A 21,430-nucleotide genomic window follows, 5' to 3' on the forward strand; every position below is an offset into this window, starting at 1 on the left:
ACGGCATGCAAGGATGTAGAGGGTATTGCGCCTGAACCGTTTCTGGGCGTCTCCGACCAATTAAGGCGGCAGTCGCGTAAAGAGGCAGACGAGGTTCATGATCGGAAGTAGCGTTGTTGTTCGGACGCGATCGTGGATCGTCCTGTGTCTGGGGCTGTTGGTCGTCGGTTCACCGGCGGCCCTTGCGGCGGACTGTCCCGGCCATCCGGATGCACTCGGGACCTCCCGCACCCTCGTGGTCGATGCGCGCGAGCATCCGCGCATCGGCACCATGCAGTACCGCGAAACGCTGCCGCTGAAAGACCATGAAGTCGTCCTGACCTTCGACGACGGTCCGCTGCCGAAATATTCGAACCAGATCCTCAAGATGCTCGACGACGAGTGCATCAAGGCTACCTTCTTCATCATCGGCGAGCAGGCCAAGGCGAACCCGGAAGGCGTGCGCAAGCTGATTGCCGCGGGCCACACTGTCGGCACGCACAGCATGAACCATCCGCTGACGTTCGACCGGATGCCGCTCGACAAGGCCGAGGCGCAGATCAACGGCGGCATCGAGTGGACCTCGGCCGCGATGACCGATCCGTCCAAGCTCGCGCCGTTCTTCCGCATTCCCGGCCTGATGCGCGCCGAAGGCGTCGAAAACCTCCTGATCTCGCGCGGCATCCAGGTCTGGAGCGCCGACTTCCCCGCCGACGACTGGCGCCATGTGTCGTCCGACCGCGTCTACCAGCTCGCGATCCAGCGGCTGGAGGCCAAGGGCAAGGGCATCCTGCTGCTGCACGACATCCAGCCCCGTACGGTGGCGGCGCTGCCGAAGATCATCCGCGACCTCAAGGCGCGCGGCTATCGCATCGTGCATGTGGTGCCCGCGACCGCCGATCGGCCGGCGACGCCGACCACGCCGGTGGAATGGCTGCTGCATCCGCCGACCGAGACGGTGCCGATCGCACGCTGGCCGTCGGTGCCGAACTTCGTGTTCGCGCAGACCAAGACGCTGCCGGCGCCCTCGCTTGCCGACCTCAACGCACAGACCGAGCATCAGCCGCTGCTGCCGCGCAAGACCATGGCGCTGGCGAATGTCGCGGCCACCCTGCCCGTACCCGACCGCGATCTCTTTGCCATCCCCGAGGGCTCGGTCGAGGTCCTGCTGTCGACGACCTTGTCGCGGCGCGCCGCGATGCGGCTGGCAATGGCGGCCGAGACGCCCCATGCGGCCAAGGGCAAGGCCGGCAAGTCGCGCGGACATCGGACCGCACATACGGCGCCGGCCGGAGCGAAGCACACCGCGCAGGCTACGGGCACCGCCCCCAAGAGCATTGCCCCCAAGAGCACGGCGCCCAAGGGCGCCACACCGCGGAGTTCCGCGACGCATCCGACCCGCGTCGCCAGCCTGAAGAAGCGCGCGCAGTAAGCTCTACTGGCGCATGATGTTGGCGACACAGAGCAGCACGATCAGCGCCAGGAAGAACAGGTCCATATAGGACTTGAGCTCGCCGTCGCGGCGCAGCCGGCCAACGTCGGCCACGACCTGCTTGCGCGCGTTCGTTGCGCCCGAACCGTCATTGATCGGAGCCTGCAGGCGCTTGGTCTCCGCCTCCAGCTTCTCGATCTTCTGGAAGAAATAGAACGCACGCAGCGTCGAGGCCGCGCGCATGCCGGCATAGACCAGCACCAGGATCGCGAGGATCGCCCGGTTCTGGTATTTCTCCATGAAATTCAGGCTGAAATAGACCATCGCCATGAAGGCGAAGTTCGTCACGAAGCGGTAGACGAAGCTAAGAAAGACCATGCTGGCTCCAGCCCTGAGCGGTGCGACCCGTCTACGCCATCTTTATTTCGACAAAGATACGATCGCCGGCCGCCTTTTAGCCACGGGCGTTCACAATGCAAGCGAGAGTACCGGGGCCTGCGTGTTCCACGTAAACGCGAGGTTGCCAGCTGCGCGATGGAGATTCGCCGGAAGCTACGGTACATTGGCACAGCCACCGCATGTGGGGTCTGCCGATGCCGAAGAAGGGAATCACGGGCCACGACGACTGGGTGCTGACCGAGGCCCTGGCGACCGCGCTCGTCGCGCTGGAGCAGCTCGAACCAAAACACCAGCCGAGCGCGCATATGGACGACATCCGCAAGATGCTGGCGAACGGCAAGGAGCCGTCGGCGGTGAGCCTGCACCTCGCCCAGGCCAAATGCCGCCTGTTTCCGGACACGGATCCGCTCGAGATCTACCGCGAATACGGGATCGGCGACGAATATGGCTGAGCGCGTCGCGCGAGGCCTTCGAGCGCGCTGCTGCCTGGAGCTGAGCGGCAGCCGATCGTTACAACGATCATCCACCTCAATGTTCGCGAATTTCAGCTGAGCTGCGAAACGACTTGACGACGGCGCCGCCAACGAATGTAATGTTATAACATTACATACCCGGTCCCAATGTCCCTCCCCAAGCGTCACCGTCCTATCCCGTTGAAAAGGCTCTTCGATCTCCATGCAAAAACTCCCCGTCACCGTCTTGTCCGGCTTCCTCGGGGCTGGAAAGACCACTTTGCTGAACCACGTCCTGAACAACCGGCACGGCCTGAAGGTGGCGGTGATCGTCAACGACATGAGCGAGGTGAACATCGATGCGGATTTGGTTCGCGATGGCGGTGCGAACCTGTCCCGGACTGACGAGAAGCTCGTCGAGATGACGAATGGCTGCATCTGCTGCACATTGCGAGACGACCTCCTGAAGGAGGTGCGCGCCCTCGCAGAAAATGGCCGCTTCGATTATCTCTTGATCGAATCCACCGGCATCTCCGAACCGCTGCCGGTTGCGGCGACCTTCGATTTCCGTTCCGAAGACGGCGAAAGCCTCTCCGATGTGGCGCGTCTCGACACCATGGTCACCGTGGTCGACGCCGTGAACCTGCTCAAAGACTATTCGTCGACGGATTTTCTCGATCAGCGCGGCGAAGCGCTGGCGAACGACAAGCGCACGCTGGTCGATCTCCTCGTCGAGCAGATCGAATTTGCCGACGTCATCGTTCTCAACAAGGTCGATGACGCGTCGCCCGCACAACGCGAGGCAGCGCGAAAGATCATCCGCGCGCTCAATCCGGACGCGGATCTGATCGAAGCCAACCACAGCCGGGTCGCCTTCGATCGCGTTCTCGACACCGGCCGGTTCGACTTCGAGCGGGCGCAGCAGCATCCGCTCTGGTTCATAGGAGCTCTACGGCTTTGCCGATCACGTGCCGGAGACCGAGGAATACGGCGTGACAAACTTCGTCTATCGCGCGCGCCGGCCGTTCGATCCCGAAAAGTTCGACAAGTTCGTCAGGCAGCCCTGGCCCGGCGTCATTCGCGCCAAGGGACATTTCTGGCTGGCAACGCGCCCGCAATGGCTTGGCGAGATCAGCCAGGCTGGCACGATCACGCGCACGCAGGCGCTTGGCTTCTGGTGGGCGGCCGTACCTGCGGAACGTTGGCCGGATGATCCGTCCTGGCGGAAACAGCTGCGTGCGAACTGGAACGACATCTACGGCGATCGCCGCCAGGAAATCGTGTTCATCGGCACCGGCATGGATGAAGGTTCGCTCCGCGCCCGTCTGGATGCCTGCCTCGTCCCGGGGAAGCCGGCGATGAACGTCACGGAATGGGCGAAGCTCGCAGACCCCTTCCCGGTCTGGCGCCGCGCGGACGAAGCCGCGGAACGCAAATGACCAACGTCGTTCGATTCGTTCCGAAATCCGAGCTCGAGCGGCAGCGCCTCATCCGTGAGGCGCGTGCGATCTACGACAGCATATTCCCGCCGGTCACTTTGACCGGCGGACAAGCTGATGATCGCTTGGACCAACGAGCACCGCGCGAGGCAGTCGCCGAAATCCAGCCAAAACAGCGATAAGGATGAAGGTGGTGCGCTCGGAGGGCGCACGCAGTCCTTCCCGGCTCAGCCGCCATATTGCTGCTTCATGTATTTCAGGTAGTTGCCGAGGTGGTGCTGCCAGAAATAGTCCAGCTTCTGGCATCCCGGCGTCCCATCGGTCGGGTTGCCGCCCGGGTTGGCGAAGAGCGGCAGCAGCGCGCCGACGTCAGCATAGTTCAGCGAGGCCTGAAGCTGGTCGAGGATCTGTTGGATCAAGTCCGAGATCGTTGATCCCGTGATCGGTGCGGCGGTTGCCGCGCCGAGATCGGCGGCGGTCAAATGGATCGTCTCGGATGTCAGTCTCCGAGAAAGACTCTCGACCCGTTGCTTGAGCCGCCTCACCGCATCGTCGCGAACGCGATTGACCGCGCTCTCACCGCCGGTGACCACGCTGCCGAGCGCGATCATTGCCTCAGGATCGGGACTGCCGCCGAACCCACGCAGCGGATTTGGCGTGTTGAGGTCTGATATCCACTCCAGGGCAAACGGTGCCTGCGGCACCCAGTCCTGCGTCGACGTCACGGCCCAACCGTATCCGTCGACGGCGGCAAGCCGCGCGTAATCGTATGCGTAATGGTCGTTGCCGGCCTTGGCAGGCGCGAAGGTATAGGTCTTGTAGGCTGGCCCCTTAAAAACATCCGTCGAGTGCCGGACCAGCGAGGTCAGCAGCGTGGCGATCGAGGCACCCTGGCTGTGCCCGGTGATGTAGACGTCGTTGCCCTGCTCCGCAAGCAGCCCCAAGGTCACGAACAACGGGCTATCGGTGGTGAACAGCATGAGCAGCAAACTCAGAGCGAAGCCCGAATGCACACCGGCTTTCACCGCACTGTCACCCTCATCGCGGGCAAGATAGAACGGCAGCGAGATCGGACCGAGCTTCACGTCAAAGCGCGCGTTGATCAGGGGGAACAGCAAGTCGGCCAACACGCTGGCCGCACTTGCGACCGTGCCACGCACTGCGATCGCGTATTGGGTGGTGTCACTCTGGTTCTGCCAGACCTGCCAGTAATTATCCAATAGCGTGGCACTCGTCGGGGTGAGGTCCTTGCGGACCGCCCAATTTGAGCTTGGATCGGGCACGGAGGGCACGCCGCAGGTTGCCACCGCTTCGGTCAGCGATGGCGTGCCGGCGTAGGCACGCTGCGCCATCTCAAGCAGAAGTTGCGCCTCCGCGAATTGGAATCCCGACTTGAGCGTCATGCTGCCCTCCTTGCAAAGGTGCTCGACTCCAGCCGCCCGTGTTCGGACCCGGAAGCCAGCGACCGATATTTCGTGTCTCTTGGGTTTATCAATTATAAGATGTGATAGCATAGAAACGCAATAAGAAGGTGTCGATCGACCAGCGCCCCTGGCTGGCTACGTCCAGGAACAATTGCGTGAGCAGGTAGGATCCCCCGGGGTGGCCGGTGTTCCAGGCCTTGCCCGCTCCAACTCATTCCAACCGGACGCGCACTGTTCTATCGAAAGCGACATGAGGCATCTGCGGATTCATCGGCCACAGGTTTCGATATTCACGCCGGAGGAAGTCTATAATTTCAGTTTCGACACAATCGATTGGGGACCGCCGCCGCGCCAGGCTGCCGTGGTCAATCTCGGCAAATCAGATTGGCTGAATAGATTCGCTCAGACGCATCTCGTCCGATGCAGCCACTCTCGTCTGATGTTCTATGATCAGATCATCGACTTGATCTGAGAGGGCATTCGGCAGAAACAGGCCCCTACCCCGGCCAAAGCGGCGCGATCCGCCGTTTGGCGCGCTCGGAGGGCGGTCGCATATATTGAAGTTTCAATGGCTTGCGGAAATGGGCAAAGAGTTTGGGTGGATCTCCAGCTGATAGGTGCTTTTTCCCGTGGATTGACCGAACCTCACAATAGCTTGCGGGACTTCAGCTTGCGGGACTTCGCCACGCAGCGTAACTTTCAACTGCACGTAGCTCATTCGAAAGTAATCTAACGGGTTCGGCCTAGCGGGAGATAGCGATGGCAGATGTCCCATGGCACCTTTCCGGTGACTACTTCGAGAATTGCAATTGCAGCATCGTGTGTCCCTGCCTCGTGTCGGCGGCTCCCCCGCTGACCGCGCGACCGACCGAGGGCTTCTGTAACGTACCGCTGATCTTCCACGTCGAGAGCGGCCGCTATGGCAACATCGAGCTCGATGGACTCAATGTCCTGGTTATCCTCCACGCGCCAGGGATCATGGCAGACGGAGATTGGTCGGTGGCCGCCTATATCGACCAGCGCGCCAACGATGAGCAGACCGAGGCTCTAGCCGCGATCTTCACCGGCGCCGCCGGTGGTCCGATGGCCGCGTTCACACCGCTGATCAGCAAGAACCTGGGGGTTCGCAAGGTCCCGATCACATTCCGAATCGAGGGCAAGACGCGGTCCGCGGAAATCCCTGATATTCTGCACATGTCCGTCGACCCGTTGCCGACCATGCATCCGAGCGGGGAAATGTGGGCCAACATCGGCCATCCAGTCAGCCCCGACAGGATGGTCATGGCAGTCGGTGCCGCCGGTAATACGTTCAGCGATCATGGCATGCGCTGGGACAATTCCGGCAAGAACGGCCTCTATGCGCCGATCCGCTGGTCGAACCAGGCGTGATGCAACTCCTGACCCGGCCTTGCGAGAAGGCCGGCAACACTTATCGCAAATGACCGACGGCCCCCTGGAAACCGTGCTGCGGCGCGATCGCTGGATCGTCGGCGGCGCGATCGGGATCATTGTCGCGCTGGCATGGGTCTATGTGCTCTGGCTTGCCAAGGACATGGACATGGGCGGCATGGACATGACCGGGTTCCGCATGATCCCGGCCGGAATCGGAATCATGTTGCCGGCGAGCGAGCCATGGCGAGCGATCGAGTTCGCGTATGTGTTGCTGATGTGGGTGGTGATGATGGTCGGAATGATGGCACCCTCGGCAGCACCCATGATCCTCATGTACGCCCGCGTGGGTCGACAAGGGAAAGCGCAGGGCAAACCGTTCGCTGCGACCGGCTGGTTTGCGGCCGGTTATCTCCTCGCCTGGGGCGGCTTTTCGCTGGCAGCAACCCTACTCCAATGGGCGATCGAGCGGGCAGTCCTGCTGGATTCCCGGATGACGATCGCCAGCAATCTGCTCAGTGCAATCGTGCTGATCGCGGCGGGAGTCTATCAATGGACGCCGCTCAAAAACGTCTGTCTCGCCAAATGCCAGTCGCCATTTCTGTTCCTGATGCGCCACGGCGGCTTTCGCGACGACCTGCGAGGCTGCCTGCTGCTGGGGCTGCGGCACGGAGGCTATTGTGTCGGCTGCTGCTGGGTCTTGATGGCGCTTTTGTTCGTAGGCGGGGTGATGAACGTGCTTTGGATTGCGCTTTTGGCCCTGCTCGTCCTGTTGGAGAAACACACGCCGATCGGACGATGGATCGCGCGCGCCGCCGGCATTGCGTGTGCGGCCGCCGGCGTCTGGCTACTGGTGTCGTCGCCGTGGTGATGAGCAACCTGCGTGATGTTCAGTACGCGTGCCCTGTTGCAAACGGCGATCACGCCGAGCCGCCAGCCCTACACTCGAACCGTCAGGCGGGGACGGCCGAACGGCGAAGACCTGGGCTCCCTGAGCCGGTCCTCCCATCGATCGGCTTTCGAGGTTGGTGCGCTCGGAGGGCGCATTAACTTTCTTTGATTTCAAATGGTTACGGAGCCTGACAGAGAGGTTAGGTGCATTTCCGTGGGCAAAGGTGCCTTTACCGTCCAACGAACGTCTTGATCGCGGCCCTTGAGATCCTCGAAGGCGCCTTGCTCACCTACATGTTGCCAGCGATGCCCTTTGGGCGATCTTTCCTTTGCCGGATTCAATCTGCCAGCTTGCACACGTGACTTTTAATCACGGGGTCCTGGCTTCGAGCCCCAGCGCGCTCACCAACAAGATCAGAGACTTAGCTTCGATCTTTCTCGCTCCGTCGAAAAGCAATTTTCCCTCATGCGCGCACCATGCACACAGCGCGAGGGGGCGCCGCAATGGCTGATCTCACGGCGCTGGAGCGCGAACTGCTCGCTGCTTGTCGCATCGCCCTTCGCCAGCTCGAATACGATGGCGATGACAAGACAGCCTTCCATGGCGCTGCCTGGGAGGCGCTGACGAAGGCGATCACCAAAGCTGAGGTGCGAGAGCGCGCGTCGGTGAAGGCCCGCCAAGCTAAGGCATTTGCGAGGCGGGCCAGCCCCCCTATGGCGCACGCCATGAACGGCGGGAAGTAGAGCGCCCGCCCGACCGCAGGATTGCTACCGGCTAGCGCCAAGCGGGAGGCCGTGTGCGGCTGGAACACTGCGCCAACCTGACGATTATGGGCCAACATGTCGATGACGAGAGCGCCCGGTCAGCGCTCCCGCCTTCACCGGAAGGGAGTAGAGCCATGACCATCAAGCGTCGTAACCGAACCAAACATACTAAGACATTTGAAGAGCGACTGGCCGAAGAGGCTGCGCGCTGCGAGGCCGCAGCACAGTTGCCGCCCGGCCCCCAGCGGGAGCTCTACCTCAGACGAGCCCGCCAGGCCGATACTGCCGCGAACATCAATGAATGGTTGACCTCTCCCGGTCTGCAGCCGCCAACCGCGCTGGAGAATATGCAGGTAGGAGGACCGGCAAAGCGAGATCGAGTCGCCTCGGATTAGAAACCAGGGCGCTAGTTGCCGCATTGAACGAAATGGCAGAGTCGTTTTTGGTCGTTCAAGTGACGGCGGATGACACAACAACGCAAATTTGGATCGCACTTGCTAAACCGAGTCAGGCGCTGACATTGGTTCTCGCTGCCGTTCCAGAAGGCTGGACCGCGGAAGTGTTGGATGTCCCGATCACCGCAGAGCAGCAGCGAATGTTCGAAGAGCTTAACCTTCAGCCTGGTGATGTGTATAGGTTGACGAAGCCTACGTAGGCTGACGCCGTTCGCTTTCAGCCCTGTTTGCCGCCCTCAGAAGTTCTTCGATATAGGCGGCGATGTCGCCAATCGCAGCCTGCAAGTCGGCCTCCGAAATGCCTTGCCCCTTGGCAGCCTCGATGAGACGCCGCGTGAGTTCCGCCACATCCTGCGATGCGCCCGCATTCTGGTACTGTTCGACAGCGTGGATGCTGTTCTCCACCCAGAAATCGATAAACTCGCGGGCCTTGTCTGACATGTGACCTCCCTCATCGGTACACGCTTAGCGCGCTTCCAGGGAAGGCGGTAGCCCGCCCCAACTCACGCTGGAGCGGCCTCGGCGGCGCAGGCTTGATGGTTGTCAGATACGACCGGCCGCCGATCTGCTGGCGGGCCTAGGAGGTAATAGAGGCGGCCCGCCATCCTCATTGGCCGCGGATGACGGGCCTGGCGGCGGTGGAGGCTGGGGGCATCGTTGCCGCCGGCTTCTAGCTTAACCTTGAGCCACGCTGCAAAGAGTTCATTCAACGCGCCGATCACGCGCTCCAAGCACTCTTTGCAATTGCTTCGATGTTCTACGGAAGCAAGTTTAAGGGGTGGTTTGAAGGCCTTGCGGAGGAAGTATCGCGAAAACACAAAGGTGACAGCCAATACATTGGGCTGACATCAGACGTGGCGAATTTCTGCAAATCAATTAGGAAGACTCGCAACTGCGTCGAGCACACGAAGCCAGACGAGCGTGTCGAGGTTTTTGATTTCTCATTAACGCCGAACAACGAGGTCGTCCCCCCAACGATTGCCGTGTACCATCCCCAATTTACTCAACCACGAATGCCGGTTTCCGCCTATACGTCTCAGGTCACCGAGCATATTGCCAACCTTCGAGACTCTGATTGCATTCATGTGTTCAAGAAATATCAATGCATCGGTGAAGCTTCCTGTCCAAGTGGTGGAGCTGCCGGAAAACCAACGTGGCACAAGCTTGTGAAGTATTCTTACGGCATTGACGGTGGGAATCAGATTATCCCCCTGTCGTGACGTGCTTACCGACTAGAACGTCGTCACCCACTCGCCCCACGCCGCCGAGCCCCCCATGATCGTTCGCTGCCACCACTGTGAAGAAGAGTTTGCGCCAGAACAGCTGGTCATTCTCACAGCACCGGCTGGAACGGCGAACTGGTTTACGCTCGGTGCATCGAAATCAAGCTTCGCCGGGCCATCGCGGAGCTACCCCGTGAGAACTGAACTATGTCTAAATTGAATTTTTCACGAGCTTCGAAAAGGCAAACAGAGCAGGCAAATAAACGGCTCTTGGATCAATACGCAGGATTTATGAGTGAAATTAAGCTGCGTACTTTTGCAATTGAGGACGCGGCGAATGGTGTAATTCCACTTCATTCACATTTCGTGAAGGAATTCTGCACCCTGCAAATTCGTATGTCCTGCGAGTGCGTCGCGCTGGCATGTTTGGTCGCTCACGAAGAGTTGGAGGAGACTAAAAGCAACACGATGCAAAAGGCCTATGCGGCAGACCAGATCATAAAACGGATGGAAAGCATTCATCCTCGATTTTTTCCGCAACCTGTAACGGGCCAGCGCATCGCCCCGGGGCGCCACCACTTTTCGGATTTCGAAGGCGAATATCTAACCCAACAGGAGATCCTAACTGTTTACGCGCGGTGCGGAGGACAGCTTCACAAAGGCAGCTTGAAATCACTCAAGACGAAAACCAAAGCTTCCAGCAACGATCTTCTCGAAGAATTATCGATTGCACAAAAGATCGTAAGTTTACTCGGAAGTCACGCGACACTCTCTCGCGACGAGCAGAGCGTCATACTATGTAACTTTGGCCAAACCAGAGATGGCGCCGTGCACGTCTCATCGGCTCGCGCGCGTTGACGTCTGGTTGTGATTGGTCCGGCGTTGCCTCTGCGCGCATCTGAGCTTGAGCTGCGGCACCCAAGCCCTCAGCCTGAGCATCGGCCTGCAGTCGCGCGATGTGCTTCTCTATCGATTCCGTTGCGCGATCGAACGCATCTGCCTGCTCATCAACCTTTTTTGCCGGATCCTTGGACTTATCGCCGCGAACCGCTGTGGCAATATCCTGAGCCCGGCGCAAAGGCGCACTCAAAGGCGCGAACGCCTGTCGTCAAAATAGCCAAGATGACGAAGCGCACCGCTGGCGCCCTCCGTCAGAAGGCGCTCAGCCTCGGAATCGGGCTGGGGCATCAGCGGTAGTTGATGGTCGCGCTAGCATCCCCTTACCGACCTTCCGGACGTGGAAAACGCGTCGAACCCGCTAGACCGGATGCTTCCGTCCTCCTGATGGAGTCGCCTTCCAAGCAGCCGCGTATTAACCTGCCAGGGGCGATCTCGCCAAAATGCCCCGGAGACACTTTGTGCAAATCAAGCTTCCCGCGACCGACCTCAAGGCAGCGCAAAGCATCGACAGCATTGAGATCAAAGACGAAACCGGCAAGCACATTGGCCAATACTTTTTTGGGACGGGCTACGGACGAACCGTCTTTCTGTTCGGCAAATACAAAGGCACGTTCAAGGCTCACGCTGAATGCCAGGCTTTCGTGGACGGCGTCCTTGCTGTGATCAACTCATAGTCCGCTATTCGTCTTGGTGTGTCGTACTCATCCGCCGCGACGATGAGCCGCGGCGAAGCGCGAGGTGCCTCGCCAAATTCCGATAACGCTTTAACGCTCATATTTACGACGTTCAGGCGCAGAATGCTGCCTTCCGTCAAGGCTGCCGGAGAGTTCGCGGCCTTGGGGTTGAGGGCTCGCCTCTCGCCAGCCCCGGCGAGCCCCTCCCTCAGTCAACCTCGGACTTGGCCGATGAAAACGCCGCGAACCTGTTTGATCGGATGCTAGGCGCATCACCCGATGCGTAGATTTTCCGCCGAGTCTTTTCCGCGATTTGAAACGACGTCGAAGCTAACCTTGGCTCCCTCCGCAAGCGAGGAGAAACCAGCCTTCTCAACTGCCGAGATGTGAACAAAGACGTCCTTGCCGCCGTTGTCAGGTTGAATGAACCCGTACCCCTTTGTCGGGTTGAACCACTTTACTGTCCCCAAAGCCACTTAACAAGGCACCCGCGCGACGGGCAGTGATAGCGGTGCCGCGAAGCGGCAGCCCTTCGTGCGAGTGCCTCCGGCGAGCGACACATTATATATGCTTGCGCAAGGGATCGAAGCCGATGGACGTGACGCGAAGCGGCTCGTCCACAAGAGCCCGGCCCGCGACCAGCGGACGCGCCCAACCTTAGGCGCTGCTTCTCGCTGGTCCGGCAAACATGAGGCTGTGAACCCATGCCAAGACGTTGCGGGGACTGCGAGCAAGTCCCGATCGCTACCGATCAGCGCTTGAGAGCGGTTGAGGACATGTTTGCGCAGGCCAGTCAGTCGAGCAGTTCAGCAACGATCTGTTCAGTTTCAAGATAGTCCAGCGCCAAGTAGTGCGCCCCCGCCTTCTTAAGATAGGCGCCATGATCTTCGCGGATATGTCCCGCAGCCAGTAGTCCAACGACCGTACATCCCGCTGCCCTTGCCGCAGTCACTCCGCTCGGGCTGTCTTCAATAACAATGCACGCGTTTGGAGGAATTCCGATGCTGGCTGAAGCGTGGAGAAAGATGTCGGGGTAGGGTTTGCCCCGTTCGACGTTGGACGCACTGAATACACGCCCATGGAAAAGAGACGTCATATTCATAACGTCAAGGCAAAGAGCGAGCCTGTCCGGCGAGGAGGACGATGCGATACATCGCGGCACGTGATCGAATCTTGCAATGAATTCGCGCACGCCGGCAATCGGCAGCAGTGATCGCCTGAAACGATCCAGAGTGCGGGCCTGATACTGGTCGCCGAATGAGAGAGGCAGCTGTCTGCCGACCGTCCTGTCGATCTCAGCGAGAATTTCGCTGAAGCGCTTACCTAAATAGGCACGGTAAGAGTCCTCAACCGTCGTCGGCACGCCAAGCTCGGTTACGATTTCGGCAAGCACAGTGTTGGCCAGAACCTCGCTGTCAGCGACAACGCCATCGAAGTCGAAAATGAGCGCTTTGGCCATTCATTGAACTCGCGGGCACAGGGTTAGGGGTAAATGATCGCCTTGATGATCCCGTCGCGGCGCGCAGCCTGCTGCTCGAACGCCGCCGGCGTCTGGTCCAGCGAAAACCGATGCGTTGCGAGGGGGGCGAGTTTGACGTGACCGCCCTCTGCCAGAGCGATCGCTCGCGGATAGACCTCCGGCATGCGACGTGAAAATTTAATCGACAGGCCCTTGCGGCGCGATTCTGCGCCGCTCAGCACATACTGATTATTCTCCGGGATTCCGACGATGACGAGTCGACCACCGATGCGGGCACTGCGCGCGGCATGCTCGAAGCCGTGCGAGGAGTCCGTCGCCTCTATAACGAGGTCGGCGCCGCGGCCGTCGGTAAAGCCGATAGCTTCTTCAGGACTGCCGCAGCTGACGTGGGCGCCAAGATCGCAAGCGATATCCGCCCGTTCCTTTATCGGGTCAATCGCGATGATCTTGCTGGCGCCAGCGAGGCGCGCCAATTGTATCAGCAGCAAACCGACCGGGCCGCAGCCAAGCACTGCGACGGTCTCCATTAATCGGGAGCGCGCGAGATCCATGGCGTGGATCGCAACGCCAAGCGTTTCCAGAATGGCCGCACCTGCGGGATCGATGCTGTCAGGCACGATGTGTAACGCGGATGTCGGCACACAGATGAACTCGGCCATCGCCCCGTTGTTCGGGGCGTAACCCAGAAACCGCACATTAGGGCAGAGATTGGTATGGCCGCGATGACACCACTCGCAACGACCGCAGGAAATCGAAGGGTCCACGGCGAACAGCGCATCCGCCGGTAAGCCTGCCCGTTTCGCACTCTCCGGAACTAGCGTGCCGGAAAATTCGTGACCAAGCACAAACGGATTGATCCGGGTCGGACCCGTTGTGCCGCCTTCAAGGTACGAGTGCAAATCGCTGCCGCAGACGCCTACGGCCTTAACCTTCACGATGACCTCATCAGCGGCCGGCGTTGGCGTCGGAATTTCGGTGACGCGAATATCGCGAACTTCGTGGAGCACCGCTGCGCGCATGTTCAAAACCTTGATTCCTGCATGTTTTCGGCGCCACCGCCCTTCGCGAGGCCGAACTATACATATGTATCTCTTGATTTACAAATGTTCATACTGGCAATTTGGCATAATGCTGCCGATAGATGGCGCGTCGTTCCTCCAAACCGGGACGCCAGCCGGCGCGTGGCTCAAGCATGGTCATTCCATGGCGGTCGCCCTCGTGGCTCAATCCACCGCCGCTCGCCTGGCGTGCCAGCCGCGCGGCACCGAGCGCCGGACCCAGCAGAGCTAATGGCGGCAGCAGCAGCGGGCGATCGATGACGGTCGCGATCAATTGCCCCCAAAACCGGCTGCGCGCACCACCGCCGACAAGTGCGATCGTTCCGATCGATGCGCCGGCCGCAATCAACGCGTCGTGGCAGTCGGCAATGGCGAAAGCGACGCCCTCGATGACGCCGCGACCGATGTGCAACGGCCCCGCCGCGCCACGCAGATTCGATAGGGTTGCTGTGGCGAGCGGATCGTCATGCGGTGTCCGCTCGCCGCCAAGATAGGGCGAGAACACCGGTATATCAGCCGGCGGCAGATCCGCGGCTTCAATCTCGGCGAGGAACCGCTCGATCGAGACGACGCCGAGGATACCGGCAACCCAATTCAGCGCGCTCGCTGCGCTCAGGACGCAACCATGTTGGCCGAACAAGCCAGGCACGGCATGCCTGTGGGTGTGCATGCCCTGGCCGCGTGCCGGTACGAAACGGTCGTTGGCAACGAAATAGACCCCCGACGTCCCAAGGCTGATGTATGCGTCGCCGGTCCGAACCACGCCGGCACCGATTGCGCCGGCCATGTTGTCACCTGCACCGCCCGCAATCGGAAGATTACTGCGCAGGCCAAACCGCCGTGCCAACTCTGGCCGCAGGGTGCCGCCGACCTCCCCGCTCTCAACGAGTTCTGGCAGCAGACCGGTGCTGATGCCACAGGCTTCCGCAAGCTGGGGGGACCATGTTCCGGCCTGTGTGTCCATCAACAGCGTGGCCGACGAATCCGCTCGATCGGAAATCGCCTCGCCCGTCAGGCACAGGCGCACGTAGTCCTTCGTCAGCAGAATGCAACGCGTACGCTTCAAGGCTTCGGGCTCGTGGCGCGACAGCCAGAGGATTTTCGGGGCCGAAAAGCCCGGCATCGGCCGCGCACCGGCAATGCCGGCAAAATCCGCCACTTTTACGTCGAGCTCCGCGCATTCGGCGCCGGCCCGACTATCGTTCCAGAGCGGTGCCGGCCGGATCGGTCGTCCAGCGGCATCGATCAGGGCAACACCGAGCATCTGGCCGGACAGTCCGAGCGCCGCCACACCGGACATGAGCTTCGGATGATCAGCGGCGAGACGGTCGAGCACGGCCGCCGAGGCCGCCCACCAGGCGTCGGGATGCTGCTCGGACCAGAGCGGGTGCGGATGATCGATCGACAGTGGAGCGACTGCGCTCGCCTGCTCACGGTCCTCGGCATCGATGATTATCGCCTTTACGGCTGACGTACCGATGTCGAGTCCCAGAAACAGACTCATTTCTGCTTACCGATCAGCTTGAGCGCTCCGGCAGCCGCCTTCTCGTCGGTGACCAACACCTTGCCGATCTTTCCCTGCAACGCAGCCGCGATGACGGGCGCCTTGTTGGTGCCCCCCGCGATCAGCATCACGGTCGGTGTCTCCGCAAGCTTTTCGATCGGCAGAGCGATGGCGCGGGAATTGATGCCGTGATTGATCTGCCGGCCCGATTGATCAAGATATTGTCCCAGCACGTCGCCGACCGCCCCGGCCGCACGCAGATCCTCGATACCTACGTCCGGCGGAAGGCCGTGCCGCACCAGAAGGGAGCGCGGCGTGAGGTCGCCCAAGCTGAGCAACGCAAGTTCGAGGTTGCTGACGCGCTCCAGAACCTCCGCATAAACGTCCTGTGCCATGAGCGTGTCGCGCGAGCGCTTGCTGCTTGCGTAGATCGGAGCGGCCAGATAACTGCATTTGGCGTGCAGTCGGCGTGCCAGCTCGCCTGCGATTTCGAACGTATTGAGCTCGAGCCCTCGCGAGAGGCCCCCCATCATCGAGACGACCCAGAGCTCTGGGTATTCCGCAGGCGTGACGTGGCGGATCGTTTCACGCAGGGTCGCGCCCCAGCCAATGCCGATCGTGCGCGGACGCTTATCCTCCAGAACTTTCGATAGGTAACTCCCGGCCGCCATACCAATCAAGCTCGCGACGAGTTCAGGGTTTTCCGGGCTCGGAATCACCACCGCGTCGTCGAGCCCGCACCGTTCGCGCAACTGATGTTCCAGTTCGGTGCAGCTCGCAAACTCTGAATTCAGCCTAATGCTGACGATGCCGGAGTGCCGTGCCTCCGACAGCATGCGATTGACCCGCGCCCGCGTCAGCCCGAGCCGCTCGCCGATCTCGGCCTGGGTCAAATTCTCCATGTAATAGAGCCAAGCAATCCGCAAAACAGTCTGGTCACTCAAAGCGCAATCTCCTGGAGCAAAGTCAGAAGCTCATCGTGAATGTGACCATTTGTGGCAATCTTCTGCAAATCGTCAAATTGAGAATCGACACCTGCGATCGTCGTCACGCGCCCATTTGCCGCGCGCAGCAGCGGCATGGCCGCGGCATGCGAGACGAGATCTGACTTGAGCGAGACGAATGCGTCGAGCCGGCCGGCCGCGATCCAGGCCATTTCGAGCGCACCGGAAACAACAATGCGGACGCCCCGGACGACCGAACCGAGCCGCTCGATGATGGCCGCGGCGGCCCGCACTTCGTCGGGCTGAAAATGCGAGGTGAGGATGACTGATACGACCGCATCGGACAGCGACCGTGTTTCCGACACTCCCGCTGGCTCGCCATTGATGGTCGCAAGCGCACCACGCACATAACGGCCGCTAATACCAGACAGCGGCGACTCGACTAACCCGACCAGCGCCTCCCCACCGTCGTGATAGGCCGCGCTGACCGAAAACCACGGCAAGCCGGCTGCGTAGTTTATGGTACCGTCGAGGGGATCGATGATCCAGCGCGACGCCTTTGCGTTGCCGCTAAAGCCTGCCTCCTCCGACAGGATTGCCGAGCGGGGCGTCAGCGCCCGGAGCCCGTCAATCACGATCTTTTCTGCCGCTAGATCGGCGTCGGTGACGATATCGCGCAGTTCCTTGCGCGTCGTCGCGCGTGGACCGTGCTGCATCTCGACCAGCGTCGCGGCCGCCCGGATTACAACTGGCTCGGCACCGTGCATCAATGCCATCAATTCGGATTCGACAGCCATTTCAGATTGCCTTTGCTCCTCGCGTTCCGTCCTCGACCACAAAGGTCGCGAGTCGCCGCACGCCGCTCTTGATATCCTTGACGTCGTCGACTGCCTCGAAACCCACCGTGCAGGTCTTCTCGTCGATTTCGACCGTGGCATAGCCGCGCTTGTCGCCGCGCGCAAAAGCAAGACTTGGATTATCCGCGAGCGCCTTGTGTGTCGTTGTCTCGCCCGGCCCTTCCGAGGTGATGGACGTACCGACGAATTCGGTCGCGACCGTCGGCTCCTCGGGGCGGGTGAAATCGCGCTTCATGCTGCCGGCGAAAAAGGCATGTCGATCACCGCCGATCACGATCGGGTTGCGCGTCTTGTGCGCGACGAGCGCATCGACCAGCCGCCGGCGGGCGCTGGGATAACCGTCCCAGCCATCCATCCAGTAGCGGTCACCGTCGTCAGCGCGGCGCCGGTCCTCAGCCATCAAGGTCTGCTGCGCGACGACGGTCCAGCACGCACGGCAATCAGAAAGGCGACTATCGAACCATCTTTCCTGAGCCTGCCCCAGCATGGTGCGCGCTTCTTCGACCCGCTCCGAACAAGGTGGGGTCCAGGTCGGCCGTCCGCCGTTTACACAGGCAGGGGCCGACCGGTACTGCCGGTCGTCGAGCAACAACACGTCCATTACGTCGCCGAACCGGTAATGCGCGTAGATCGTCGCATCCGGTCCGCGCGGCCGCGCCGAGGCCGGCAGTGGCATGTGCTCGTAATAGGCCTGGTACGCAGCAGCACGGGTCCTCAGGAACCGGACGGCCTCGCGCACCGTGTAGGACCGGTCATTCGCGTAATCGTCGGTGACCTCGTGATCATCCCAGATCGACAGAAACGGAAAGGCCGCGTGAGCCGCCTGCAGATCGGCATCGCCCTTGTAAAGCGCATAACGATTACGGTACTCGGCTAGCGTCCTCGGAATTCCGACGTCGTGCTCGCGCACATGCCGTGCCCCCCAGGATCGTTCGTAGATATAATCACCTAGGTGCACGACCAGATCGAGATCGCGCGTGGCCATGTCACGATACGCGCTGAAAAAACCCTGCTCGTATTGCTGGCAGGAGGCGAAGGCGAAACGGAGGCGCGCCTTGTGCCCGGCAGGCGCCGTACGAGTGCGCCCTACTGGGCTGACCGCCGTGCCGGCGCGGAACCGATACCAGTAGACCCGATCGGGCTGCAGTCCCCTCACCTCGGCATGGACGGAATGCGCGAGTTCTGACATCGCGCGCTCGGCGCCACGCGCAACGATGCGTGAGAACTTCTCGTCCTCGGCCACCTGCCATTCGACCTCGACCGAGGTATCGGGCATGCCACCCTCTTCGAGGGGGTGCGGCGCCAGTCGCGTCCACAGCATGACACGGTCCTCGCGCGGGCAGCCGGAGGCGACTCCGAGCGTATAGGGATCGGAACTGAAGGTGACAGGTGCGCCACGCACGATCCCGAAGGGAGCCGCAAACGCGACGCCCGCCAGCGATCCAACGAGAAAATGCCGGCGCGGAATTCCCGTCATGACGCGGCGGGAACTGCCACGCGCTTGCGCCTGATATCGACGGCGAGATCCGGCCGGTCGGTCGTGATCTGCCGCACGGGCTGCGCCAGCCAGTAGCCGATATCCTCCGGCGTATTGGTGACCCACGCACCGAGCCTGGCCGTACCTAGGATGTCCAGCGCCAGCGGCAATGCCGGCGTCAGCAGCGCCTTCTCAATCGCCACGATGCAATCGCGGATTTTCGCAAGCCGCTCCAGCGCCGGCCTAATCCCGCCCATGATCTCCGCCGAGCGGCGGTCGAGCGACACCAGCACGCGCGCGTCCGGCGACAGCCGTCGCACTGTCTCGACCACCTCGGGGACGAAGCAGGTGATGACCGTCCGTCGCTCAAGATCGCGCCGCCGGATCTCCTCGATAATCTTAGCCTCGAGTCCGCGGTAGGCGTTACCCAACGCGTCGGTCTTGATCTCGATATGCAGTTCGAGCGAGGTCGAAGCATAGATATCGAGCACGGAAGACAGCGTCGGGATGCACTCGTCACCGGCGTCGCGTAGCCGCGTCGAGGTCAGCCGGTTCAGGCTGCGCTCGCCGACCGGACCGGAATCATGCGTGGTGCGGTCGAGCACGGGATCGTGGATCACAACGATGCCACCGTCCGAGCTCTGGTGGACGTCGAACTCGACCGCGTCGACGTCAACGTCGCACAGCTTGCGGAAGCCGAGCAGGCTGTTCTCGGGCCACAGATCGCGTCCGCCCCGATGTCCGGCGATGAAGACCATTTTATCTCCTCACTTGCTGCTATCGACGAGGCCTTTGAGGAACCAGCGCTGCAATAGCAGGATTACCAGTGTCGGCGGCAGCATGGTCAGGAGCGCGCCGCTCATGGCGACGTTCCAGGCCGGCTCGCTGTCGGAGTGCGGGATCAGGTTCTTCAGGGCAATGACCGCGGTCGCCATGTCCTTGTCGGTCGTGAACAGGAGCGGCCAAAGATATTGATTCCAGCCGAACAGGAACAGAATGATCGCGAGCGCCACCATGTTCGGAACCGAGAGCGGCAGCAGGATGCTCCAGAAGAAGCGCAACGGCGAGGCACCGTCGAGCGTCGCGGCCTCGCAGAGCTCGTCGGGCACGGTCAGGAAGAACTGGCGAAACAGAAACGTTGCGGTCGCCGAGGCAATCAGCGGCAAGATCAGGCCTGGATAGGTGTTGACCATATTCCATTCGAGCGCGATCGTGATGTCGTGGCCGCTGATCCAGCGCCAGAGATCGGAAAGATGCAAGGTATCAGCGAGCCATTGCAGCGGCAGCGCCGCGTTGGCCACCGCCTCAAAGGTCGGCACGATCCGCACCTCGATTGGCAACATCAGCGAGACGAAGATCAGCCAGAACGCCAACATCCGGAAGCGGAAGCGGAAATAGGTGATGGCGAAAGCCGAAAGCAAGGACACCGCGATTTTGCCGGCGGTGATGCCGAGCGCCACCACCACCGAATTGACGAAAGTGCGGCTGAAATTCGCTTTCGCCCAAGCCACCTGCAGATTTGCGAGGAACTGATCGCCCGGCAGCCAGGGCAGCGGCACCTTTTGTACTTCACTGATCGAGAGCGAACCCGCAACAAAGGCGAAATAGAGTGGCACGCACACCATCAACGCGCCAGCGATGAGTATCGCGTGGCAGACGAAGTTGAGGACAGGTGCACGCTCGACCATCTCAGACCCCGTAATTGACCTTGCGGTCGAAATAGCGAAACTGCAGCAGCGTGCAAAGCAGCGCAAAGCTCATCAACAGCACCGACTGCGCCGCAGAGGAACCGAGGTCAAGATTGACGAAGCCGTCGACAAAGACCTTGTAGACGAGGATATTGGTGGCGCCCGCCGGTCCACCTTTGGTGACGGCATCGATGATGGCGAAGGTTTCGAAGAAGCCGTAAATGAAGTTCATCACGGCGAGAAAGAACACGGTCGGTCCGAGCATCGGCAAACCGATCGAGACAAAGCGCCGGATCGGTCCGGCGCCGTCGACCGCCGCGGCCTCCATCAGCGATACCGGTACAGCGAGCAACCCCACAACCAGGAAAATGTAATCGTAGCAGATATGCTTCCAGGAGGCGGCGAGCGTCACCAGAATCAGCGCATGGTTTGGATTGAGGTTCGGGTCCCAGGCGATCCCAAGCGCATGCAGGATCTGAGCGAGTGGGCCGACCGCCGGATTGAACAGAAAGGCCCAGAGAATGCCGGCGATTGCAGGTGCAATCGCATAGGGCAAAAGAATAATAGTGCGATAGATCGGGCGGCCGCGAATGATGCGGTCGGTGGCAAAGGCGAGCACCAGTGCCACCAGCAGCGTTAGCAAGTTCTGCCCGACGGTGAACTGAAATGTCACCCACATCGACTGGCGGTAGTCGTCGCTGGCGAACAACGCCTTGAAATTATCAAACCAAACGAACTGGACTGTTGTACCAAAGGGATCAGCGAGCAGAACCGATTGCGTCAGCGCCCGCAGTGACGGGATGAAGAAGAAGAACAGCAGGATCAAGAATTGCGGCAGCAGCAGCAAGGTTGGAAGGCCCGGCCCCTCGCCAAAATTCGCCCGCTTTAACCCGGGCTCGTGCGCGCGCCGCGCTTTCTTGCGGCGCGCGGATGCCGGGTCGGAGCCGCGCAACGTCGGCTCGGCGGCCCCCGCGGAACGCGATCGTGCCTGCCCAGCCAC

The 21,430-nt window shown here is 61.1% G+C and carries 24 protein-coding genes and 1 pseudogene; 12 read left to right on the forward strand and 13 right to left on the reverse strand.

Features of this window, described 5'->3' with window-relative positions:
- The first annotated feature begins 97 nt into the window (after nucleotides 1-97).
- Nucleotides 98-1,411 carry a polysaccharide deacetylase family protein gene (locus tag CT676_RS15930; protein ID WP_135214886.1) on the forward strand — a complete coding sequence of 438 codons (1,314 nt, stop codon included), beginning with the start codon at nucleotides 98-100 and terminating at the stop codon, nucleotides 1,409-1,411.
- A 3-nt stretch (nucleotides 1,412-1,414) separates the two neighbouring features.
- Here the strand turns inward: CT676_RS15930 and CT676_RS15935 are convergent, their stop codons facing one another.
- Nucleotides 1,415-1,789 carry a hypothetical protein gene (locus tag CT676_RS15935; RefSeq protein WP_063982749.1) on the reverse strand — a complete coding sequence of 125 codons (375 nt, stop codon included), beginning with the start codon at nucleotides 1,787-1,789 and terminating at the stop codon, nucleotides 1,415-1,417.
- 215 nt (nucleotides 1,790-2,004) lie between these two features.
- Between CT676_RS15935 and CT676_RS44035 the strand changes: the two genes are divergently transcribed.
- The 3 genes and pseudogenes from CT676_RS44035 to CT676_RS15950 all read left to right on the forward strand — a co-directional run bounded on the left by CT676_RS44035 (nucleotide 2,005) and on the right by CT676_RS15950 (nucleotide 3,883).
- On the forward strand, nucleotides 2,005-2,262 hold the full coding sequence (locus tag CT676_RS44035) for a hypothetical protein (protein ID WP_174770120.1): 258 nt from the start codon (nucleotides 2,005-2,007) through the stop codon (nucleotides 2,260-2,262).
- A gap of 223 nt (nucleotides 2,263-2,485) precedes the next feature.
- Nucleotides 2,486-3,701: pseudogene (gene zigA / locus CT676_RS15945) on the forward strand (zinc metallochaperone GTPase ZigA).
- The gene (locus tag CT676_RS15950) at nucleotides 3,698-3,883 is read left to right on the forward strand and encodes a hypothetical protein (protein WP_049826125.1); all 186 of its coding nucleotides are present in this window, start codon (nucleotides 3,698-3,700) and stop codon (nucleotides 3,881-3,883) included. The pseudogene zigA and the gene CT676_RS15950 overlap by 4 nt, the downstream one beginning before the upstream one ends.
- Nucleotides 3,884-3,928: 45 nt before the next feature.
- On the opposite strand, the gene CT676_RS15955 is transcribed toward CT676_RS15950, so the two are convergent.
- On the reverse strand, nucleotides 3,929-5,104 hold the full coding sequence (locus tag CT676_RS15955; RefSeq protein WP_167768056.1) for a hypothetical protein: 1,176 nt from the start codon (nucleotides 5,102-5,104) through the stop codon (nucleotides 3,929-3,931).
- A gap of 780 nt (nucleotides 5,105-5,884) precedes the next feature.
- Between CT676_RS15955 and CT676_RS15960 the strand changes: the two genes are divergently transcribed.
- The 5 genes from CT676_RS15960 to CT676_RS15980 all read left to right on the forward strand — a co-directional run bounded on the left by CT676_RS15960 (nucleotide 5,885) and on the right by CT676_RS15980 (nucleotide 8,825).
- A complete protein-coding gene (locus CT676_RS15960) occupies nucleotides 5,885-6,514 on the forward strand; it encodes a DUF1326 domain-containing protein (RefSeq protein WP_135214888.1) in 630 nt (209 codons plus the stop codon).
- A 49-nt stretch (nucleotides 6,515-6,563) separates the two neighbouring features.
- On the forward strand, nucleotides 6,564-7,385 hold the full coding sequence (locus CT676_RS15965; protein WP_135214889.1) for a DUF2182 domain-containing protein: 822 nt from the start codon (nucleotides 6,564-6,566) through the stop codon (nucleotides 7,383-7,385).
- A 524-nt stretch (nucleotides 7,386-7,909) separates the two neighbouring features.
- Nucleotides 7,910-8,149 carry a hypothetical protein gene (locus CT676_RS15970; RefSeq protein ID WP_135214890.1) on the forward strand — a complete coding sequence of 80 codons (240 nt, stop codon included), beginning with the start codon at nucleotides 7,910-7,912 and terminating at the stop codon, nucleotides 8,147-8,149.
- A 155-nt stretch (nucleotides 8,150-8,304) separates the two neighbouring features.
- The gene (locus CT676_RS15975; RefSeq protein WP_193560886.1) at nucleotides 8,305-8,565 is read left to right on the forward strand and encodes a hypothetical protein; all 261 of its coding nucleotides are present in this window, start codon (nucleotides 8,305-8,307) and stop codon (nucleotides 8,563-8,565) included.
- Nucleotides 8,566-8,597: 32 nt separating this feature from the next.
- Nucleotides 8,598-8,825, forward strand: coding sequence for a hypothetical protein (locus tag CT676_RS15980; protein ID WP_135214891.1), 228 nt, complete (start codon nucleotides 8,598-8,600; stop codon nucleotides 8,823-8,825).
- On the opposite strand, the gene CT676_RS15985 is transcribed toward CT676_RS15980, so the two are convergent.
- Complete coding sequence (locus tag CT676_RS15985) at nucleotides 8,818-9,066, reverse strand: DUF768 domain-containing protein (protein ID WP_135214892.1); 249 nt, start codon at nucleotides 9,064-9,066, stop codon at nucleotides 8,818-8,820. The two genes, CT676_RS15980 and CT676_RS15985, sit on opposite strands and share 8 nt — an antisense overlap.
- 311 nt (nucleotides 9,067-9,377) lie before the next feature.
- Between CT676_RS15985 and CT676_RS15990 the strand changes: the two genes are divergently transcribed.
- The 3 genes from CT676_RS15990 to CT676_RS16005 all read left to right on the forward strand — a co-directional run bounded on the left by CT676_RS15990 (nucleotide 9,378) and on the right by CT676_RS16005 (nucleotide 11,422).
- Nucleotides 9,378-9,845 (forward strand): hypothetical protein, encoded by a 468-nt coding sequence (locus tag CT676_RS15990; protein WP_135214893.1) that lies wholly within the window; start codon nucleotides 9,378-9,380, stop codon nucleotides 9,843-9,845.
- Between the two features lie 210 nt (nucleotides 9,846-10,055).
- Nucleotides 10,056-10,706 (forward strand): hypothetical protein, encoded by a 651-nt coding sequence (locus tag CT676_RS15995; RefSeq protein ID WP_135214894.1) that lies wholly within the window; start codon nucleotides 10,056-10,058, stop codon nucleotides 10,704-10,706.
- A 500-nt stretch (nucleotides 10,707-11,206) separates the two neighbouring features.
- Nucleotides 11,207-11,422, forward strand: a complete 216-nt coding sequence (locus tag CT676_RS16005; RefSeq protein WP_135214895.1) for a hypothetical protein — start codon at nucleotides 11,207-11,209, stop codon at nucleotides 11,420-11,422.
- 272 nt (nucleotides 11,423-11,694) lie between these two features.
- On the opposite strand, the gene CT676_RS16010 is transcribed toward CT676_RS16005, so the two are convergent.
- The 10 genes from CT676_RS16010 to CT676_RS16055 all read right to left on the reverse strand — a co-directional run bounded on the left by CT676_RS16010 (nucleotide 11,695) and on the right by CT676_RS16055 (nucleotide 21,382).
- Entirely contained in the window at nucleotides 11,695-11,898 is a 204-nt protein-coding gene (locus CT676_RS16010) for a cold-shock protein (protein ID WP_135214896.1), read from the reverse strand.
- A 317-nt stretch (nucleotides 11,899-12,215) separates the two neighbouring features.
- The gene (locus tag CT676_RS16015) at nucleotides 12,216-12,881 is read right to left on the reverse strand and encodes an HAD-IA family hydrolase (protein WP_135214897.1); all 666 of its coding nucleotides are present in this window, start codon (nucleotides 12,879-12,881) and stop codon (nucleotides 12,216-12,218) included.
- A gap of 23 nt (nucleotides 12,882-12,904) precedes the next feature.
- A complete protein-coding gene (locus CT676_RS16020) occupies nucleotides 12,905-13,921 on the reverse strand; it encodes an alcohol dehydrogenase catalytic domain-containing protein (protein ID WP_135214898.1) in 1,017 nt (338 codons plus the stop codon).
- 88 nt (nucleotides 13,922-14,009) lie between these two features.
- Nucleotides 14,010-15,464, reverse strand: a complete 1,455-nt coding sequence (gene xylB / locus CT676_RS16025) for a xylulokinase (protein ID WP_135214899.1) — start codon at nucleotides 15,462-15,464, stop codon at nucleotides 14,010-14,012.
- Nucleotides 15,461-16,408, reverse strand: coding sequence for a sugar-binding transcriptional regulator (locus CT676_RS16030; protein WP_244623172.1), 948 nt, complete (start codon nucleotides 16,406-16,408; stop codon nucleotides 15,461-15,463). The genes xylB and CT676_RS16030 overlap by 4 nt, the downstream gene beginning before the upstream one ends.
- Entirely contained in the window at nucleotides 16,405-17,205 is an 801-nt protein-coding gene (locus tag CT676_RS16035) for an inositol monophosphatase (RefSeq protein WP_039151984.1), read from the reverse strand. The genes CT676_RS16030 and CT676_RS16035 overlap by 4 nt, the downstream gene beginning before the upstream one ends.
- Before the next feature lies 1 nt (nucleotide 17,206).
- Nucleotides 17,207-18,742, reverse strand: a complete 1,536-nt coding sequence (locus CT676_RS16040; RefSeq protein ID WP_135214900.1) for an alkaline phosphatase D family protein — start codon at nucleotides 18,740-18,742, stop codon at nucleotides 17,207-17,209.
- The gene (locus CT676_RS16045; RefSeq protein ID WP_039151988.1) at nucleotides 18,739-19,500 is read right to left on the reverse strand and encodes a glycerophosphodiester phosphodiesterase family protein; all 762 of its coding nucleotides are present in this window, start codon (nucleotides 19,498-19,500) and stop codon (nucleotides 18,739-18,741) included. The genes CT676_RS16040 and CT676_RS16045 overlap by 4 nt, the downstream gene beginning before the upstream one ends.
- A gap of 9 nt (nucleotides 19,501-19,509) precedes the next feature.
- Nucleotides 19,510-20,430, reverse strand: a complete 921-nt coding sequence (locus CT676_RS16050) for an ABC transporter permease subunit (RefSeq protein WP_135214901.1) — start codon at nucleotides 20,428-20,430, stop codon at nucleotides 19,510-19,512.
- 1 nt (nucleotide 20,431) lies between these two features.
- The gene (locus CT676_RS16055; RefSeq protein WP_063982694.1) at nucleotides 20,432-21,382 is read right to left on the reverse strand and encodes an ABC transporter permease subunit; all 951 of its coding nucleotides are present in this window, start codon (nucleotides 21,380-21,382) and stop codon (nucleotides 20,432-20,434) included.
- Nucleotides 21,383-21,430 lie beyond the last annotated feature (48 nt).

Origin of the sequence: Bradyrhizobium sp. MOS001, assembly GCF_004634465.1 — a bacterium.
Classification (GTDB): Bacteria; Pseudomonadota; Alphaproteobacteria; order Rhizobiales; family Xanthobacteraceae; genus Bradyrhizobium; species Bradyrhizobium barranii.

Bases quoted from the DNA above. Each gene is read 5' to 3' on its own strand.
- CT676_RS15930 (WP_135214886.1), top strand. From the start codon at position 98: ATGATCGGAAGTAGCGTTGTTGTTCGGACGCGATCGTGGATCGTCCTG.
- CT676_RS16050 (WP_135214901.1), bottom strand. From the start codon at position 20,430: ATGGTCGAGCGTGCACCTGTCCTCAACTTCGTCTGCCACGCGATACTC.
- CT676_RS16015 (WP_135214897.1), bottom strand. From the start codon at position 12,881: ATGGCCAAAGCGCTCATTTTCGACTTCGATGGCGTTGTCGCTGACAGC.
- CT676_RS15990 (WP_135214893.1), top strand. From the start codon at position 9,378: ATGTTCTACGGAAGCAAGTTTAAGGGGTGGTTTGAAGGCCTTGCGGAG.
- CT676_RS15950 (WP_049826125.1), top strand. From the start codon at position 3,698: ATGACCAACGTCGTTCGATTCGTTCCGAAATCCGAGCTCGAGCGGCAG.
- CT676_RS15980 (WP_135214891.1), top strand. From the start codon at position 8,598: ATGGCAGAGTCGTTTTTGGTCGTTCAAGTGACGGCGGATGACACAACA.
- CT676_RS16020 (WP_135214898.1), bottom strand. From the start codon at position 13,921: ATGCGCGCAGCGGTGCTCCACGAAGTTCGCGATATTCGCGTCACCGAA.
- CT676_RS16045 (WP_039151988.1), bottom strand. From the start codon at position 19,500: ATGGTCTTCATCGCCGGACATCGGGGCGGACGCGATCTGTGGCCCGAG.
- CT676_RS15965 (WP_135214889.1), top strand. From the start codon at position 6,564: ATGACCGACGGCCCCCTGGAAACCGTGCTGCGGCGCGATCGCTGGATC.
- CT676_RS15970 (WP_135214890.1), top strand. From the start codon at position 7,910: ATGGCTGATCTCACGGCGCTGGAGCGCGAACTGCTCGCTGCTTGTCGC.
- CT676_RS15995 (WP_135214894.1), top strand. From the start codon at position 10,056: ATGTCTAAATTGAATTTTTCACGAGCTTCGAAAAGGCAAACAGAGCAG.
- CT676_RS16040 (WP_135214900.1), bottom strand. From the start codon at position 18,742: ATGACGGGAATTCCGCGCCGGCATTTTCTCGTTGGATCGCTGGCGGGC.
- CT676_RS15955 (WP_167768056.1), bottom strand. From the start codon at position 5,104: ATGACGCTCAAGTCGGGATTCCAATTCGCGGAGGCGCAACTTCTGCTT.
- CT676_RS44035 (WP_174770120.1), top strand. From the start codon at position 2,005: ATGCCGAAGAAGGGAATCACGGGCCACGACGACTGGGTGCTGACCGAG.
- CT676_RS16035 (WP_039151984.1), bottom strand. From the start codon at position 17,205: ATGGCTGTCGAATCCGAATTGATGGCATTGATGCACGGTGCCGAGCCA.
- CT676_RS15960 (WP_135214888.1), top strand. From the start codon at position 5,885: ATGGCAGATGTCCCATGGCACCTTTCCGGTGACTACTTCGAGAATTGC.
- CT676_RS15985 (WP_135214892.1), bottom strand. From the start codon at position 9,066: ATGTCAGACAAGGCCCGCGAGTTTATCGATTTCTGGGTGGAGAACAGC.
- CT676_RS15935 (WP_063982749.1), bottom strand. From the start codon at position 1,789: ATGGTCTTTCTTAGCTTCGTCTACCGCTTCGTGACGAACTTCGCCTTC.
- CT676_RS15975 (WP_193560886.1), top strand. From the start codon at position 8,305: ATGACCATCAAGCGTCGTAACCGAACCAAACATACTAAGACATTTGAA.
- xylB (WP_135214899.1), bottom strand. From the start codon at position 15,464: ATGAGTCTGTTTCTGGGACTCGACATCGGTACGTCAGCCGTAAAGGCG.